The 16,167-nt window shown below is 68.8% G+C and carries 16 protein-coding genes and 2 riboswitches; of the genes, 10 read left to right on the top strand and 6 right to left on the bottom strand.

All coding sequences use genetic code 11. The annotated features are described in order from the left end of the window. Positions 1-107 precede the first annotated feature (107 nt). From GJV64_RS00740 to ispH, 4 genes are all read right to left on the bottom strand, one after another. On the bottom strand, positions 108-1,460 hold the full coding sequence (locus GJV64_RS00740; protein ID WP_235927532.1) for a BCD family MFS transporter: 1,353 nt from the start codon (positions 1,458-1,460) through the stop codon (positions 108-110). Positions 1,461-1,609: 149 nt separating this feature from the next. Beyond that, the gene (gene rnhA, locus GJV64_RS00735; protein WP_164155401.1) at positions 1,610-2,062 is read right to left on the bottom strand and encodes a ribonuclease HI; all 453 of its coding nucleotides are present in this window, start codon (positions 2,060-2,062) and stop codon (positions 1,610-1,612) included. A gap of 7 nt (positions 2,063-2,069) precedes the next feature. After that, positions 2,070-3,044 carry a homoserine kinase gene (thrB, locus tag GJV64_RS00730; protein WP_164155381.1) on the bottom strand — a complete coding sequence of 325 codons (975 nt, stop codon included), beginning with the start codon at positions 3,042-3,044 and terminating at the stop codon, positions 2,070-2,072. Between the two features lie 6 nt (positions 3,045-3,050). Further along, positions 3,051-4,058 (bottom strand): 4-hydroxy-3-methylbut-2-enyl diphosphate reductase, encoded by a 1,008-nt coding sequence (gene ispH / locus GJV64_RS00725; RefSeq protein ID WP_408014959.1) that lies wholly within the window; start codon positions 4,056-4,058, stop codon positions 3,051-3,053. Positions 4,059-4,147: 89 nt separating this feature from the next. Between ispH and GJV64_RS00720 the strand changes: the two genes are divergently transcribed. From GJV64_RS00720 to GJV64_RS00690, 7 genes are all read left to right on the top strand, one after another. Then, positions 4,148-4,771 carry a hypothetical protein gene (locus GJV64_RS00720; protein WP_164155380.1) on the top strand — a complete coding sequence of 208 codons (624 nt, stop codon included), beginning with the start codon at positions 4,148-4,150 and terminating at the stop codon, positions 4,769-4,771. A gap of 104 nt (positions 4,772-4,875) precedes the next feature. Beyond that, positions 4,876-4,981, top strand: a riboswitch (glycine riboswitch). A gap of 1 nt (position 4,982) precedes the next feature. After that, positions 4,983-5,122, top strand: a riboswitch (glycine riboswitch). A 44-nt stretch (positions 5,123-5,166) separates the two neighbouring features. After that, a complete protein-coding gene (gene gcvT, locus GJV64_RS00715; protein WP_164155379.1) occupies positions 5,167-6,324 on the top strand; it encodes a glycine cleavage system aminomethyltransferase GcvT in 1,158 nt (385 codons plus the stop codon). Further along, positions 6,321-6,692 carry a glycine cleavage system protein GcvH gene (gcvH, locus tag GJV64_RS00710; RefSeq protein WP_164155378.1) on the top strand — a complete coding sequence of 124 codons (372 nt, stop codon included), beginning with the start codon at positions 6,321-6,323 and terminating at the stop codon, positions 6,690-6,692. Before gcvT ends, gcvH begins: the two co-directional genes overlap by 4 nt. Beyond that, entirely contained in the window at positions 6,693-7,460 is a 768-nt protein-coding gene (locus tag GJV64_RS00705) for a class I SAM-dependent methyltransferase (RefSeq protein ID WP_164155377.1), read from the top strand. It abuts the gene before it with no gap. A 5-nt stretch (positions 7,461-7,465) separates the two neighbouring features. Further along, positions 7,466-8,833, top strand: a complete 1,368-nt coding sequence (gene gcvPA, locus GJV64_RS00700; RefSeq protein ID WP_164155376.1) for an aminomethyl-transferring glycine dehydrogenase subunit GcvPA — start codon at positions 7,466-7,468, stop codon at positions 8,831-8,833. Next, complete coding sequence (gene gcvPB, locus GJV64_RS00695) at positions 8,833-10,395, top strand: aminomethyl-transferring glycine dehydrogenase subunit GcvPB (RefSeq protein ID WP_164155375.1); 1,563 nt, start codon at positions 8,833-8,835, stop codon at positions 10,393-10,395. Before gcvPA ends, gcvPB begins: the two co-directional genes overlap by 1 nt. A gap of 70 nt (positions 10,396-10,465) precedes the next feature. After that, positions 10,466-12,490, top strand: a complete 2,025-nt coding sequence (locus GJV64_RS00690) for an acyltransferase family protein (RefSeq protein ID WP_268920629.1) — start codon at positions 10,466-10,468, stop codon at positions 12,488-12,490. Here GJV64_RS00690 and thpR read toward each other — a convergent pair. Both thpR and GJV64_RS00680 read right to left on the bottom strand, forming a co-directional pair. Then, positions 12,460-12,981, bottom strand: a complete 522-nt coding sequence (gene thpR / locus GJV64_RS00685) for an RNA 2',3'-cyclic phosphodiesterase (RefSeq protein WP_164155373.1) — start codon at positions 12,979-12,981, stop codon at positions 12,460-12,462. The genes GJV64_RS00690 and thpR overlap by 31 nt on opposite strands. Beyond that, entirely contained in the window at positions 12,978-13,628 is a 651-nt protein-coding gene (locus GJV64_RS00680) for an arylesterase (RefSeq protein WP_328799157.1), read from the bottom strand. Before GJV64_RS00680 ends, thpR begins: the two co-directional genes overlap by 4 nt. Before the next feature lie 33 nt (positions 13,629-13,661). Here GJV64_RS00680 and GJV64_RS00675 point away from each other — a divergent pair, with 33 nt between their 5' ends. From GJV64_RS00675 to GJV64_RS00665, 3 genes are all read left to right on the top strand, one after another. Further along, positions 13,662-14,366 carry an ABC transporter ATP-binding protein gene (locus GJV64_RS00675; RefSeq protein ID WP_164155372.1) on the top strand — a complete coding sequence of 235 codons (705 nt, stop codon included), beginning with the start codon at positions 13,662-13,664 and terminating at the stop codon, positions 14,364-14,366. 12 nt (positions 14,367-14,378) lie between these two features. Beyond that, positions 14,379-15,083, top strand: coding sequence for a dienelactone hydrolase family protein (locus tag GJV64_RS00670; protein ID WP_164155371.1), 705 nt, complete (start codon positions 14,379-14,381; stop codon positions 15,081-15,083). A gap of 65 nt (positions 15,084-15,148) precedes the next feature. Continuing rightward, a partial coding sequence (locus tag GJV64_RS00665; protein ID WP_235927530.1) for an ABC transporter permease occupies positions 15,149-16,167 on the top strand: 1,019 nt, incomplete at its 3' end.

Here is a 16,167-nt window from a genome sequence, read left to right as displayed (position 1 = left end):
TGCGGCAGGCCATGCGATGAACAAACGGAAGGGCCGGTGTCCCATGGGGCACCGGCCCTTTTGCTTTGTCTTGAACGGGCGGCGCTTCGCTGGAAAGGGCGCTGGCCTCAATCCGGCTCGCGGCGCAGCAGCGGCCACATCGCTGCCAGCGTGGCAGCCATCAACGCCAGCTCCAGGGCGAAGATGATGACATAGCCGCTGGCGGTGCCGGGCAGGCTGAGCCCGACATCCAGGCCGCGCGCCACGTCGCGGATGATGCCTCCGATGGTGGCGCCAACGCCCTGCGAGGTGGCCTGCACGGCGCCCCATGCCCCCATCGCGATACCCACTTGCCCGGTGGGCGCCAGCTGCATCGTTGCGGTGAGCGTGCCGTGGCCGAACAGGCCGGTGCCGATGCCGGCCAGCAGCACGCCCAGCGTGAAGATCGATGGCGTGTCCGACCCGGCGGCAAAGATGATCAGCGCATAGGCCGGCAGGCCGATCAGCGCGCCCAGGCTGGCCATGCGGAACGGATCGGCGCCCAGCGACAATATGTAGGAGGCATAGGCAAAGCCCAGCAGGCTGCCGAAGGCCATGATCGCGCTGAGCATCGTGGTGGTGCCCACGCCCAGCTTCAGCACCTCGCCGCCATAGGGCTCCAGCACGATGTCCGACATGGAAAAGGCCAGCGTGCCCAGCCCCACCGCCACCAGCCGCAGCACGGTGCGTTCCTTGCCCAGAAACAGGTTCCAGCTTTCGCGGAACGTGGGGTCGGGCGTGGCCGGTTCGGTGCGGCGCCAGTGGGGAATGCGCGCTTCCTGCTTCCACAGCGCGGTGAAGTTCAGAAGGATGGTGATCACCGCCATGCCCTGGATCACCTGGATCAGCCGGCCCTGGCTGAACGGTTCCAGCGCCCAGCCGAAGAAGAAGGCCGCGGTGATCGAGCCCAGCAGCAGCATCACGTACATCAGTCCGACCACGTTGGGCTGCTGTTCGGGTTTCGTCAGATCGGTGGCCAGCGCCAGGCCCACGGTCTGTGTGGTGTGGAGCCCGGCGCCGACCAGCAGGAAGGCCAGCGCGGCCGCCGGTTGGCCCAGCCACACGCGTTCGTCATAGGCTTCCTGTGCTCCGGCCAGCACCAGGATGGCAAAGGGCATGATCGCCAGCCCGCCGAACTGCACCATGGTGCCGATGTAGATATAGGGCACCCGCCGCCAGCCCAGTGCCGATTTGTGGGTATCCGACTTGTGGCCGATCAGCGCGCGGAACGGGGCGGCCAGCAGCGGCAGCGCCAGCATCACGCCCACCAGCGTGGCCGGCACACCCAGCTCCACGATCATCACCCGATTGAGCGTGCCGACCAGCAGCACCAGGCACATGCCGACACTGACCTGGATCAGCGACAGCCGGAGCAGGCGCGACAGCGGCAGCTCCGCGCTCGCCACGTCGGCGAACGGCAGGAAGCGGCTGCCCCAGGTCATCCAGACCTGGATCATCTGGGCATTGAGGCCGCGGCGCGGCGCGGGGGGCGCCGCCGAGGGGGCGGAAGGTTCGGAAGCCATCGCCCGTTCTCAAAGCCGATTGCGCATCGCTTGGCAATGGGCAGCAACACCGCCGGCGACTCTGGCGCTCATGGCTGCGCCTGCGTCCGCAACTGGGCGATGGCGGCGTTGGCCAGTGCGTCGGCACGCTCATTGTCGGGGTGGCCGGCATGGCCCTTCACCCAATGCCAGTGGACCCGGTGCGGCCGTGCGGCAACCAGCAACGCCTGCCACAGATCGTCATTCTTCACCGGCTTGCCGTCGGCGGTGCGCCACCCATTGCGCTGCCAGCCGTGCACCCATTTGGTGATGCCGTCGCGCACATAGACGCTGTCGGTGGTCAGCCGCACGTCGCAGGGGCGGGTGAGGGCGTTGAGGGCCGCGATCGCCGCCATCAGTTCCATGCGGTTGTTGGTGGTGTGGGCCTCGGCGCCCAGCAGCTCCTTCTCCTGGCTGCCAAAGCGCAGCAGGGCACCCCAGCCGCCGATACCGGGATTGCCCTTGCAGGCGCCATCGGTGGCGATTTCGACATGTTGCCGCATGGCCGCTTCAGGCGCCACGGAGCATCTCCGGCGCCATCATCTCCGGCGTGGCCGCGAGATACCAGCGCAGCCGCCGCGCGAAGGCCATCGGGTCCTTGCGGGTGACGAGAGCATCGGGCGGCGTGTTGAGCCAGTCATAGGCGCGGGTGAGGGTGAAGCGCAGCGCGGCGCCCACCCCGAGCAGCGGAAGCGCCGCCACTTCAGCGGCCGAAAGCCCGCGCGCGCCGGCATAGCCCGTCCACAGGGCGGCGGCACGCTCGGGCACGTGCCGGCTGCCGTCGGTGGTGAAGCACCAGGCGGCGTGGGTGACGGCCAGATCATAGGCAATGAGATCGGTGCAGGCGAAATAGAAGTCGATCAGCCCGCTCACCTCGCCGTCCAGCATCAGCACATTGTCGCAGAACAGGTCGGCGTGGATGACCCCGCTGGGCAGCCCTGCCGGCCAGGCCTGCGTGGCGGCCAGGCCAGCAGCGACAAGGCCGGGCAGATCGGGATCGATGCGGCCCAGCTGGTCACCACAGCGCGCCGCCAGCACCGGCCAGGCGGACGGGCCCAGGGCATTGGCACGCACCGCGGTGAAATCGGCAGCGGCGCTGTGCAGCCGGCCAAGTGCCGCGCCCACCGCACCACATTGTGCCGGCGTCGGCTCGGTCACCGACACCCCGGGCAGGAACTCGATCAGGCAGGCTGGTCGCCCGTTCAACTGTCGCAGGGTCTGGCCGGTGCGGTCGCGGATCGGGCGCGGCACCGGCAGGCCCTTGTCGGCGAGGTGGGTGGTCAGCGCCAGGAACCACGGCAGATCGGCCGCCTCGACTCGCTTTTCGTAAAGGGTGAGGAAATAGCGACCGCTGGCCGTGTCGACCATGAAGTTGCTGTTCTCCACCCCTTCGGCGATGCCCTTGAAGCTGGTGGCCTCGCCAACCGCATAGTCGGCCAGGAAGGCCGCCAGCTCATCGGCACTGACAGGCGTGTAGACCGCCATGGCGGATCAGGTGGTGAGCGCGCGCGGCAGCTTGAAGACCACTTCCTCGACGGCCGTGGTGACATTTTGCGAGGTGACGGCAAAGCGCGCGTCCATCGCGGCCAGCACTTCCTGCACCAGCACTTCCGGGGCCGAGGCGCCGGCGGTGACACCCACGGTGCTGACGCCGTCGAACCAGGACCAGTCGATCTCGGCGGCGCGCTGGATCAGCCAGCTCTTGGCACCCTCGCGCTCCGCCACTTCGCGCAGGCGCTGGCTGTTGCTGCTGTTGGCGGCGCCAATGACCAGAACCAGGTCGCAACGCGGCGCCATGGCCTTCACGGCCTGCTGGCGGTTGGAGGTGGCATAGCAGATGTCATCGCCGCGTGGTCCCTCGATGCCGGGAAAGCGGCGCTTCAGTTCCGTCACCATGTCGGCGGTATCGTCCACCGACAGGGTGGTCTGGGTCAGGAAGCCCAGGTTGTCGGGATCGGCCGGCTGCACGGCCTGCGCGTCTTCCAGCGTCTCGATCAGGGTCATGGCGCCGTCCGGCACCTGCCCGAAGGTGCCGATCACCTCCGGATGGCCCTGGTGGCCGATGAAGAGAATGTGGCGCCCGGCCGCCACCAGCCGTTCGGCCTGGCGGTGCACCTTGGACACCAGCGGGCAGGTGGCATCCACATAGGTAAGGCCGCGCTCTTCAGCCTTGGCCGGCACGGCCTTGGGCACGCCGTGGGCGGAGAACACCACCGGCACGCCATCGGGCACCTCGTCCAGTTCCTCGACGAAGATGGCGCCCTTGCCCTTCAGCGTGTCGACCACGAACTTGTTGTGGACAATCTCGTGGCGGACATAGACCGGCGCGCCCCAGCGCTCCAGCGCCAGCTCCACGATGTGAATGGCGCGATCCACCCCGGCGCAGAAGCCGCGCGGCGCGGCGACCAGCACGGTAAGCGCCGGGCGCGGCTGGCCGGACCCTTCGGCAGGGCCGGTTTCGGATTCAGGAGCGGTGGCGACGGCAGAGGCGGCGGACATCATGGGCCGGCTGATACGCCATTGCCGGCAGCCGCGCCACCCCCAACGGGGCGCTTGCCCCGGCGCCATTTGCCCCATAGGAGGATGGCATGCGCGTCGCTGCCCTTCGCTCCGCACTTGCTCTTGCTCTGGCTGTCGGTCTGGCCGGCTGCGAGCGCAATCCCCTGGTGGTCAAGCGCTCGTCGTGCCCCGCGGTTGCGGTGGCGGCCTATGCCGGCGACGTTTCGCTGTTCCGCCCCGGCCCGCCAGATGCCGCCAATCTCGACGTGACCGCCAGCATCACCAATCTGCGCGACGACTGCGTCGAGGCGCCGGAACAGTTCGTCACCCGCATCACCTATGAGGTGGTGGCCCGCCGCAGCGAGGCTGGTCCGGCCCGGCAGGTGGTGCTGCCCGTGTTTGCCGCCGTGGTGCAGGCCGGCAACATCATCAACGCCAAGCAGATCGCATCCGTGACGGTCGATTTTGCCGCCGGGCAGGATCGCGCCCTGGGCCGCGGCGAGGCCACCGCCAGCGTGTCGCGCCGGGCAGCCGCCGTGCCGCAGGCGATTCTCGATCGCATCAGCCGCAAGCGTCGGCCCGGCCAGATGGATGCTGCCACCGATCCGATGGCGGAACCGGAAGTGCGCGCCGCCCTACGCGCGGCCAGCTTCGAAGTGCTGATCGGCTTCCAGCTCGACGATCGGGCGCTGGCCTACAACGTCGCCAAGTAAGCCGACACGCCACGCCTTGAGGGCCTTTGGGTGGTGGTCATTCGGGCCATTGACTCGCAGCCCGGCTTTCGTCAGGTGCGGTGCTGTCGCCGGTGGCAACATCGGCGCCGCGCGCGGGAGAGTGTGGACCATGGCGGCAACGCCAATGTCCACCGCCGAAGGAGCAAGCCGCCCCCGGAATCTCTCAGGCCAACGGACCGCGCCGGCGTATCTGCGACAGTCTGGAAAGCGGGTGCGTGCCCGGCCTCATGAGGGCCGAGCGTTCATCCCACCGAAGGGGTAAGCCCGGGCGCCGCGACATCTGTCGCCGCCGGGGTCAAAGCTCTCAGGTCCGGTGACAGGTGGGGGCAGGCCGGTGGATCGTCCGCCGGCCGTGCTGTGACCGGGGACTTTCGATGGCCGAACCGCAAGAACCGCCCAGCGCAGAGGCTTTGGCCCAGCTGCCGCTCGATGCGCTGCATCGCCGGCTGGGTGCGCGCATGGTGGCGTTCGCCGGCTATGCCATGCCGATCCAGTATGAGGGCATCATTGCCGAACATCTGTGGACGCGCGCGCATGCAGGCCTGTTCGATGTCTCCCACATGGGCCAGCTGCTTGTCGAAGGGCCGGAGGCTGCGGCGTGGCTGGAGCGCCTCGCGCCCGGCGATTTCAAGGGCCTGCAGCCACATCGCGTGCGCTATTCGCTGCTGCTCGCTGACAATGGTGGGGTGCTCGATGACCTGATGGTCACCAACACCGGCCGCAGCTTTTATCTCGTCGTCAACGGCGCCACCAAGCATGCCGACATCGCCCACATGATGGCACGGCTGCCGGCCGGCATCACGCTGCATCACATGGACGATCATGCCCTGCTCGCGCTGCAGGGCCCCGAGGCCGTGGCCGTTTTGAGCCGGTTCACACTGGAGCCAGAAAACGCCGACCAGCCGGCCTTTGCCGATCTCAAATTCATGGCTGGCGCACGCTGGCGCTGGAACGGCGTGCTGCTCGGCATCACCCGCTCTGGCTACACCGGCGAGGACGGCTATGAGATCTCGGTGCCGGCCAGCAAGGCCGAGGCGCTGGCCGAGGCGTTGCTGGCCCATCCCGAAGTCAAGCCGATCGGGCTGGGCGCGCGCGATTCGCTGCGCCTCGAAGCTGGCCTGCCGCTGTATGGCCATGATCTGACGCCCGACATCACGCCGGTGGAGGCCGATCTGGCCTTCGCCATTTCCAAGCGCCGCAAGATCGAAGGCGGTTTCCCCGGCGCCGAGCGGGTGCTGGACCAGTTGTTCAATGGCGCCCCCCGGAAGCGTGTCGGCCTTGCCATCGAGGGCCGCATGCCGGCGCGCGAGGGCGCCACCGTGTGGGCTGGCGACACCCAGGTGGGCGTTGTCACCTCGGGCGGCTTTGCCCCCAGCCTCAATGCGCCCATCGCCATGGCCTATGTCGCCACCGGCCACAGCGAGGACGGCACGGCGCTGGAGATCGACGTGCGCGGCAAGCGGATCGCGGCGCGCGTGGTGCCAATGCCGTTCCGCCAGAAAAACTATGTCAGGGAAGGGACCAAGCCATGAGCCGCCTCTACACGCAGGACCATGAATGGATCGAAGTTGCCGGCACCACCGCCACCGTGGGCATCACCGATTATGCCCAGGGTCAGCTGGGTGACGTGGTGTTCGTCGATCTGCCGGACGCCGGTCGCCAAGTGGTGAAGGGCGGTGAAGCAGCCGTGGTCGAATCGGTCAAGGCGGCGTCTGATGTCTATGCGCCGGTGTCGGGCACCGTCACCGAATCGAACCCGGCGCTGGGCGATGACCCGTCGCTGGTGAATTCGGCGCCGGAGGGCGAGGGCTGGTTCTTCCGCCTCACCCTGTCCGACGCGTCGGAGCTGGATGGCCTGATGGACAAGGCCGCCTACGACGCGTTCGTCGCCGGCCTGTAAGTGACAGGAAACGCCGCCTCGCGCTGGGATCCGGCCCTCTATGCCGCCCACGCCAGCTTCGTGCCGGCGCTGGGCGCGCCGGTGCTGGACCTGCTGGCACCCCGGCCGGGGGAGCGTGCGCTCGATCTGGGCTGCGGCGATGGCGTGCTGACGGAAAAGCTGGTGGCGGCCGGCTGCACAGTGGTGGGTGTGGATGCCGATCCGGCGATGGTGGCAGCGGCACGCGCAAAGGGCCTCGATGCGCGCCTGGGCGACGCCCGCGAACTGGACTTTGCCGGCGAATTCGATGCTGTGTTCACCAACGCTGCCCTGCACTGGGTTGGCGCGCCCGAGCTGGTGACGACGGGCGTGAATCGCGCCCTGAAGCCCGGCGGGCGATATGTTGGCGAGTTCGGCGGCCATGGCAACATCGCTGCCATCCGCACGGCGCTGATCGCGGTGCTTGCGGCCCATGGCTTCCCGCCGGCCGGCGCCCAGTCCAGCTATTATCCCACGGCCGAGGCCTTCCGCAGCGTTCTGGAAGGCGGCGGCTTCGTGGTCGAGAGCTGCGACATCATCCCCCGCCCGACGCCGCTGGCATCGGGCATGGCGGCCTGGCTGGAAACCTTCCGGGCCGGCTTCATCGATGCCGCTGGCGTGCCGGCGACCCTCAAGGACCAGATCATCGCCGAAACCGTCGCCCTGCTGGAACCGGCCCTCAGGGCCGAGGATGGCAGCTGGATCGCCGATTATGTCCGCATCCGTTTTTCCGCCCATCTGCCGGAGTAAGCCCCTTGCGTTACCTCCCCCTCTCCACGACTGACCGCCAGGCGATGCTGGCCACCATCGGCGCGCCCGACATCGAGGCGCTGTTTGCCGACGTGCCTGCCGAAGCCCGCCTGGCCGGGCCGATCGCCGGCCTGCCGCACCATGCCAGCGAGATGGCGGTGGAGCGCGCGCTGATGAAGATGGCGGCGAAGAATACCACCGCCAGCACCGCGCCCTTCTTTGTCGGCTGCGGCGCCTACAAGCATCATGTGCCGGCCACGGTGGACATGGTGATCCAGCGCGGCGAGTTCCTCACCGCCTATACGCCCTATCAGCCCGAGATCGCGCAGGGCACGCTGCAGGTGCTGTTCGAATTCCAGACCCAGGTCGCGCGGCTGACCGGCATGGAGGTCGCCAATGCCTCCATGTATGATGGCTCCACCGCGATGACGGAAGCCGTGTTCATGGCCCGCCGCATCACCCGCCGGGCCAAGTGCCTCGTCTCCGCCGGGGTCCACCCGCACTATACCTCGGTGCTGAAGACGCTGACCCGCTTCACCGGCGACATTGTGGAGGCTGCCACGCCGGTCCTGACGCCGGGCGCACCCGGCCATGATCTCGATGCACTGATCGCCGCCATCGACGCCGATACCAGCTGCGTGGTGGTGCAGAACCCCAATCTGTTCGGCCACATCGCCGACCTCACGCCGCTGGCCGAGGCCTGCCACAAGGCCGGCGCGCTGCTGATCGTGGTGGTCACCGAAGTGGTGTCGCTGGGCGCGGTCAAGTCGCCGGGCGAGATGGGCGCCGACATCGTGGTCGGCGAAGGCCAGTCGCTGGGCGCCGGCCTGCTGTTCGGCGGGCCTTATCTGGGCCTGTTCGCGTGCCGCGAAAAGCACGTGCGCCAGATGCCGGGGCGCCTGTGTGGCGAGACGGTGGACGCCAGCGGCAAGCGCGGCTTCGTGCTCACGCTGTCGACGCGCGAGCAGCATATCCGCCGCGAGAAGGCGACCAGCAACATCTGCACCAACAGCGGCCTCATCGCCCTGGCCTTCTCCGTCCACCTCACCCTGCTGGGCGAGAAGGGCCTGCGCCATCTGGCGGCGCTGAACCACGCCCGCGCCGTGCAGTTGGCCGAGCGGCTGGGCCGGGTGCCGGGCGTGACGTTGCTCAACGGGCCGTTCTTCAACGAGTTCACGCTCGAACTCGGCCGTGAAGCGCGCCCCGTGGTGCGGGCGCTGGCCGACAAGGGGGTGCTGGGCGGCGTATCGCTCGGCCGGCTGTGGCCGGGCGAGAAGGGGCTTGCGAGCGGCATGATCGTGGCGGTGACCGAAACCGCGACCGACGAGGATTTTGACGCGTTCGAGGACGCGCTGGATGAGGTGATGGGCTGATGAGCACGCCGATGAACAACGTGGGCCGTCCCACCCGACTGGTGAGCGGTACGGGCGCCGCCGTGGAAACCTTCACGGGCAACCGTGCGCTGATGCTGGAAGAGCCGCTGCTGTTCGAACGCGGCGCCGCCGACGGCTGCGGCGTTGATCTGGCGCCCATCCCGCCCGTGCCGGATCGCCTCGGCGGCCTGGCCCGCAATGCCGCCATCGGCCTGCCGGGCTTTTCCGAGCCGGAGGCCGTGCGCCACTACACGCGCCTGTCGCGACAGAATTATGCCATTGATCTCGGCATCTTCCCGCTGGGTTCGTGCACGATGAAGCATAATCCGCGCCTGAACGAGAAGATGGCGCGGCTGCCCGGCTTTGCCGACATCCACCCGCTGCAACCGCAAGCGACGGTGCAGGGCGCGCTGGAACTGATCGACGTGCTGGCCGACTGGCTGATGAAGCTGACCGGCATGCCGGCCGTCGCCATGAGCCCCAAGGCCGGCGCGCATGGTGAACTGTGCGGGATGCTGGCCATCCGCGCCGCGCTCGATGCGCGTGGTGATGAACGCCGCGTGGTGCTGGTGCCGGAATCGGCGCACGGCACCAACCCGGCGACGGCGGCCTTCTGCGGCTTCACCGTGGAGAATATCCCCGCCAATGACCGCGGCCGGGTCGATCTCGATGCCATGCTGGCCCGACTGGGCCCGGACGTGGCGGCGGTGATGATTACCAACCCCAACACCTGCGGCCTGTTCGAGCCTGATCTGAAGCGCATTTCCGATGCGGTCCATGCCGCCGGCGGCTACGTCTATTGCGACGGCGCCAACTTCAACGCCATCGTCGGCAAGGTGCGGCCCGGCGATCTTGGCGTCGATGCCATGCACATCAATCTGCACAAGACGTTCAGCACGCCCCACGGTGGCGGCGGGCCCGGCTCCGGCCCGGTGGTGCTGTCCGCCGCGCTGGCGCCGTTCGCGCCGATCCCGTTCGTGAGGCGGACCGCGAAAGGCCTGGAACTGGTGGAGGAAGACACTGCCGGCACCCACGCGGCCGACAGCTTCGGGCGGATGGTGGCCTTCCACGGCCAGATGGGCATGTTCGTGCGGGCGCTGGCCTACATGATGAGCCATGGCGCCGATGGCCTCAGGCAGGTGGCGGAAGATGCCGTGCTCAACGCCAACTATGTGCTGGCCAGCCTGAAGGACCTCTACACCGCGCCCTTCGCCAGCAGTGGGCCGTGCATGCACGAGGCGCTGTTCTCAGATGATTTCCTGGAGGATACCGGGCTCAGCACGCTCGACGTGGCCAAGGCCATGATCGACGAGGGCTTCCACCCGATGACGGTCTATTTCCCGCTGGTCGTCCACGGCGCCATGCTGGTGGAACCCACCGAGACCGAGAGCAAGGCCAACCTCGACCAGCTGATCGGCGCCATGCGCCACATCGCAGAGGCGATGCTCGCCGATCCCGATGCCTGGCGCGCGGCCCCCCATTTCGCGCCGCGCCGCCGGCTCGACGAGACGCAGGCGGCAAGAAAGCCGGTGCTGGGCTGGAAGGACGAAGCGGCGGCCTGAGCGGCGGCCGTTTCCCGCTTGCCGCCTGACCGCGTGCTTGCCATGACTGGCGTCGTGGCGGACCCAGTGCATGCAGTATCGGCGGGAGATTGACGGCCTCAGGGCGGTTGCGGTCGTGCCGGTCATCCTGCATCACGCCGCCCCGGGCCTGCTGGGCGGCGGCTTTGTCGGTGTCGACGTCTTCTTCGTCATCAGCGGCTATCTGATCACGGCGATCCTCGCGGCCGACATCGCGGGCGGCCGTTTCTCGCTGGCTCGTTTCTATGAACGGCGGGCGCGGCGCATCCTGCCGGCGCTGTTTGTCGTCGTGCTGGCCTGCCTGCCCTTTGCCTGGGCGCTGATGTGGCCGATGCAGTTGCGCGAGTTCGGGCAGAGCATCGTTGCCGTCGTGCTGTTCGTCTCCAACCTCTTCTTCTGGCGCAAGAGCGGCTATTTCGCCGATGTGACCCAGATCAAGCCACTGATCCACACCTGGAGCCTGGGGGTGGAGGAGCAGTTCTACCTGCTGTTCCCGCTGCTGCTGCTGGCGCTGTGGAAGCTTGGTCCCAGGCGCGCCATGCTGGCCATCGCCGGCCTGGCCCTCCTCAGTCTGCTGGGGTCGGAATGGGCCTCAACCCGTGCCCCGACCGCCAATTTCTATCTGGCGCCAACGCGGGCGTGGGAACTGCTTGCCGGGTCCCTGTGCGCGCTGGCACTGAACGGGCGCCCGCAACCGGCCAGCCAGGCGTTGAGCCTGCTTGGCCTCGTGCTGCTGGTGGCGGCCTTCCTGCTGCTCGATGAGCAGGTGCGCTTTCCGGGATTCAGCGCCTTGCTGCCGGTGATGGGCACGGTGCTGATCATCTTTCATGCAACGCCGCAGACCATGGCCGGCCGGCTGCTGGGAACCCGGCCGTTCGTTGGCATCGGTCTTGTCTCCTACAGCGCCTATCTGTGGCATCAGCCAATCTTTGCCTTTGCGCGGCTGGCCGTGGGCCACGAGCCGCCATGGCCGGTGATGGCTGCCCTTGCGGGGCTGACGATGCTGCTGGCCTGGGCGAGCTGGCGGTTTGTCGAACAGCCGTTTCGACGCTCCGGCCATGGTCTGCTGCCCACGCGCCGGCGGCTGTTCCTCGGGGCAGGCGCCGCCAGCCTGGCGATGCTGGCCACTGGCGTTGCCCTCCATGCCGCCCGCGGCTTTCCGGACCGCTTCCCGCAAGACATCCAGCGCATCATGCTGGCCGAACAGGATCGGCCGAAACGGGTTTGTTTCACGGAGGTTGGCGAGACACTGCCGCAGCATCCAACGCCGGCCTGTCGGCATCCCGGCGCCGATGGCCAGGTGCACGTGATGCTGATGGGTGACAGCCACAGCCTGGCCTTGGCGCGGGGGGTGAGCGAACAGCTGCGGGCCGCAGGCATCGGCCATTATGAAACCGGGATGAGCGCCTGCATGCCGCTGCCGGGGTTTGAACGGCAGACGCGGGATTTCCGGCTCGAATGCGCGCGCTATGTCGAGGCAACCCTGCAGCATGCCCGCGCCAGCGGCATCGACACGCTGGTGCTTGCCGCGCGCTGGCCGGTCTATGTCGAGGGCCGCCGCTTCGACAATGGCGAGGGCGGCGTAGAGGGGGACGAGCAGCCGTTTGTGGACGTGATCGGCAAGGCCGGTGCGGCGGACAGTCCGGATCGCAAGCGAAGGGTACTGGCGGAAATGCGTCGCCAGATCACGGCACTGGCCGCGGATTTCACGGTCGTGCTGGTGTCCCCCATTCCGGAAGCCGGCTGGAAGGTGCCGCAGCGCGCGGTGGAGCTGGCACGGCAGGCGGGCCGGCCGGTTCCCGTCACGACCGATCTTGCCCGCTATCGGGAGCGCACCCGCGCGGTTGATCAGCTGTTTCGGCAACTGGCGGCAGAGGTGCCCGGGGTCCGGCTCGCCCGGGCCGAGCGGGCGTTTTGCGATGCCGATCGCTGCCTGAACGCCGACAGCGCTGGCGTTTACTATTATGACGATGATCACCTCACCAGCGCCGGCGCACGCCGGGTGGCGCCACTCATCGTGGCCGCCGTTGCGGAAACACCGGGCGATCAGCCCGGCCAGCGGCCCAGCACGCAATAATCGCTGCCGTCCTTTCCCATCTGGCTTTCGAACAGGGCAAAGCCGTTCACCCGCCATGGCGTGTGCGGGAGGGGCGCCTGCGGCCAGCCGGTGACGCCCAACATGCCGCGACCGCGGGCCAGCGTGATGTGGGGCAGGAAAGCGCGGGTTTCGGGTGCAATCCCCACCCCGGCCAGCGCGGCGTTCACCGCCTTGGCCAGCCCCGCCAGCGCGTCGGCCGGGCGCACGCCCACCCACAGCGTGTCGACCCGGCCGCGATGTTCGAACAACCCGGCCTCGCCCAGTTCGGCCGCGAAGGGCCTGACATTCACCCGGCCCAGCGCCGCGGCAATGTCCGCTGCCTGGTGCCGGTCCACCTCCCCGATGAAGCGCAGCGTCAGGTGTAGCTGCTCGGCGCGCTGCCAGCGTGCGCCGGCGACGCCGCCCATGGCGGCCAGCAGCGCGGACTTGACCTCGTCCGGCAGTTCCAGCCCGACGAAGAGCCTCATCATCTAGCGGCGTCCAACTCCCGCTCGACGGCCGGCAGGATGCGCTTCACAATCACCTGCACGCCGCGCGCATTGGGGTGCATCCCGTCGGACAGCAGCAGCCCTGGCTGGGCGGCGACGCCATCGAGGAAGAAGGGATAAAGCGCCACCTTGTTGGCCTGCGCCACCGCCGGATAGAGGCCCTCGAACGCGGTGACATAGGACCGGCCGAGGTTGGGGCTGGCGCGCATGCCGGCCACCAGCACGCGGCTGCCCTTCGCCTTGAAGGCCTTCACCATGGCATCGAGATTGGCCCTGGCGGTGGCTGGCGGCTGGCCGCGCAGCATGTCGTTGGCGCCCAGTTCCAGCACCACCACGTCGGGCGCCTGCTTGAGGCCGGCCAGTACCCAGTCGAGCCGGGCGCGCCCCTGCGTGCTGGTGTCGCCCGACACGCCGGCGCCCACCACCTTCACATCACGGCCCTTCGCACGCAGCGCCTTCTCCAGCAGCGGGGCAAAGCCCTGGCCGGGCGGCAACTGGTAGCCGGCGGTGAGCGAATCGCCGTAAGCCAGCACCAGCTGCGGCGCAGCGTTCACCGCCTGCGACATGAACAGCGCGCAAATGGCCAGCGCCATCTGGTAAAGCGCGGATCGAGAGCCTAATTCGGGCAAGACTCATTTCCTTGTGACAAGAAGCGGGACCGGATGGACAGTCATATTGTCATTGATGCCCGCGATGTCACCCTCCGGCTGGGCGACGGCGATGCCGCAGTCGATGTGCTGCGCGGCGTCTCGCTGCAGGTCGCGGCCGGCGAGCGGCTGGCGATCCTTGGGCCGTCCGGCTCCGGCAAGTCGTCGGCCATGGCGATCTTGTCGGGCATGGAACAGGCGACCAGCGGCCAGGTGCTGGTGGCCGGGGCGGACTTCACGGCGCTGGACGAGGATGGCCTCGCCCGTGCCCGCCGGGGCCGCATCGGCATCGTGCTGCAGGCCTTTCACCTGATCCCGACCATGACCGCGCTGGAAAATGTCGCGGTGCCGCTGGAACTGGCCGGCGTTGCCGATGCGCAGGCCCGCGCCCGCGCCGAACTGGAAGCGGTGGGCCTCGGGCATCGGCTCAGCCATTATCCCACCCAATTGTCGGGCGGTGAACAGCAACGCGTCGCCATCGCCCGCGCACTGGTCGGCCGCCCGGCGCTGATCTTTGCCGATGAGCCCACCGGCAACCTCGATGCCGCCACCGGCGAGACGATCGTGGAACTGCTGTTCGGGCGCCTGGTGGAAACCGGGGCGACGCTGGTGCTGATCACCCACGATGCCGATCTGGCCCGCCGCTGTGACCGCGTGATCACCATGCGCGATGGCCAGATCGTCGATGACCGCAAGCTTCTGCAACAGGCTGCCGAATAAGGGGAGATTTCCATGGCCGCATTTACCTACAACGATGGCGATACCGTGTGCGAAGGCTATGTCGCACTGCCAGCCGGCGGCGGCCCGCACCCCGCCGTGCTGATCGCCCACAACTGGGCCGGGCAGACGCAGGCCGACAATGACGCTGCCGACCGGCTGGCCGCCGCCGGCTATGTCGGCATCGCCATCGACGTTTACGGCAAGGGCGTGCGCGGCGAGCTGCTGGGCGACAATGGCCACCTGATGGGGCCGTGGATGGCCGATCGTGCCGCGCTGCTGCGCCGCCTGCTGGCGGCGGTGACGGCGGCCGCCGCGCACCCGGCGGTGGACGCGGACCGCATTGCCATCATGGGCTATTGCTTCGGCGGCCTGTGCGCGCTCGATGTGGCGCGCTCGGGCGACCCGCGGGTCAAGGGCGCGGTCAGCTTCCACGGCGTCTATGCGCCGCCGAACATTGGCCCGCAGAGCAAGATCTCGGCCAGCGTGCTGGTGCTGCACGGCTGGGAAGACCCGCTGTGCCCGCCCGATGCCACCGTGGGGCTGGCGAAGGAACTCACCGCCGCCGGGGCGGACTGGCAGATCCACGCCTATGGTCATGCCTATCACGCCTTCACGGCGCGCGGCGCGGCCAACAAAGCGGGCGGCGTCCATTATGATGAAAAGGCCGACCGGCGCAGCTGGCAGGCGCTGCTGAACTTCCTCGGCGAGATCCTCTGAGCCTCTCTCTCAGCCTTGCGCTCAGGGAACTGCGCGGCGGCCTGGCCGGCCTGCGCATCCTCGCCGTGTGCCTGGTGCTGGGCGTGGCGGCGCTGGCCGGGGTGGGCAGCCTCGCCAGTGCGATAAACGCCGGGCTGGCCGAACGGGGGCAGGAGCTGCTGGGCGGCGATGTCGCGGTGCGCCTGTCCGGCCGCTTCGCGACGCCGGAGGAAAAGGCCGCCATCAGCGCGCTCGGCCCGGTGAACGAAGTGGTGAAGCTGCGCGGCATGGTGGCGCGCGAGGCTGGCGGCGATGCCGTGCTGGCCGAGGTGAAAGCGGTGGATGATGCCTGGCCGCTCTATGGCCGGGTGCGTCTGTCGGCCGGCGGGCGCATCGCGCCGGGGATGGCCGCTGCCCAGCCGGCGCTGGCCGACAAGCTGGGCCTGAAGCCCGGCGATCGGCTGACGCTGGGGCAGGCCAGCTTCACCTATGCCGGCACGCTGGTGGAGGAATCCGACCGCGCTGCCGATGGCTTCGGCTTCGGTCCCGGCCTTGTCATCCACCGCGCCGATCTCGAACGGGCCGGCCTGCTCGGCCTCGGCAGCCTGTTCTCGGTCGATTACCGCATCCGCCTCGCCCCCGGCGCCAGTATCGAGGCAGCCCGCGACCGGCTGGAGCCGGTGGTCAAGCCCGGCGGCGGCCGCGTGCGCGACCGCAGCAACGGCGCGCCGGGCACCCGCAATTTCGTCAACCAGCTGGGCCAGTTCCTCACGCTGGTGGGTCTCACTGCGCTGGTGGTCGCCGGGGTCGGGGTCGCCGGCGGTGTCGCGGCCTATATGGCGGCGCGCACCCGCACCATCGCTATGCTGAAGCTGCTGGGCGCGGACAGTGCCACCATCCGCGCCGTCTATCTCTGGCAACTGGCCCTGGTGTCGGTAGCGGCGGTGGTTGCTGGCCTGCTGATCGGGGCCGCCACACCGGCGCTGGTCGGGCAAATTGCGGCGGCCAGCCTGCCGGTGCCGCCGGCGCCCGGCCCGCAGTGGGGGGCGCTGCTGCTCGCGGCGACCTATGGCCTCCTGGTCGCGCTGGCCTTTGCGCTGTGGCC

The sequence above is a fragment of the Sandarakinorhabdus rubra genome, from assembly GCF_010994245.1.
Classification (GTDB): Bacteria; Pseudomonadota; Alphaproteobacteria; order Sphingomonadales; family Sphingomonadaceae; genus Sandarakinorhabdus; species Sandarakinorhabdus rubra.
The sequence above is the reverse complement of the archived record's forward strand: the minus strand, read 5'-3'. Positions and strand labels throughout refer to the sequence as shown.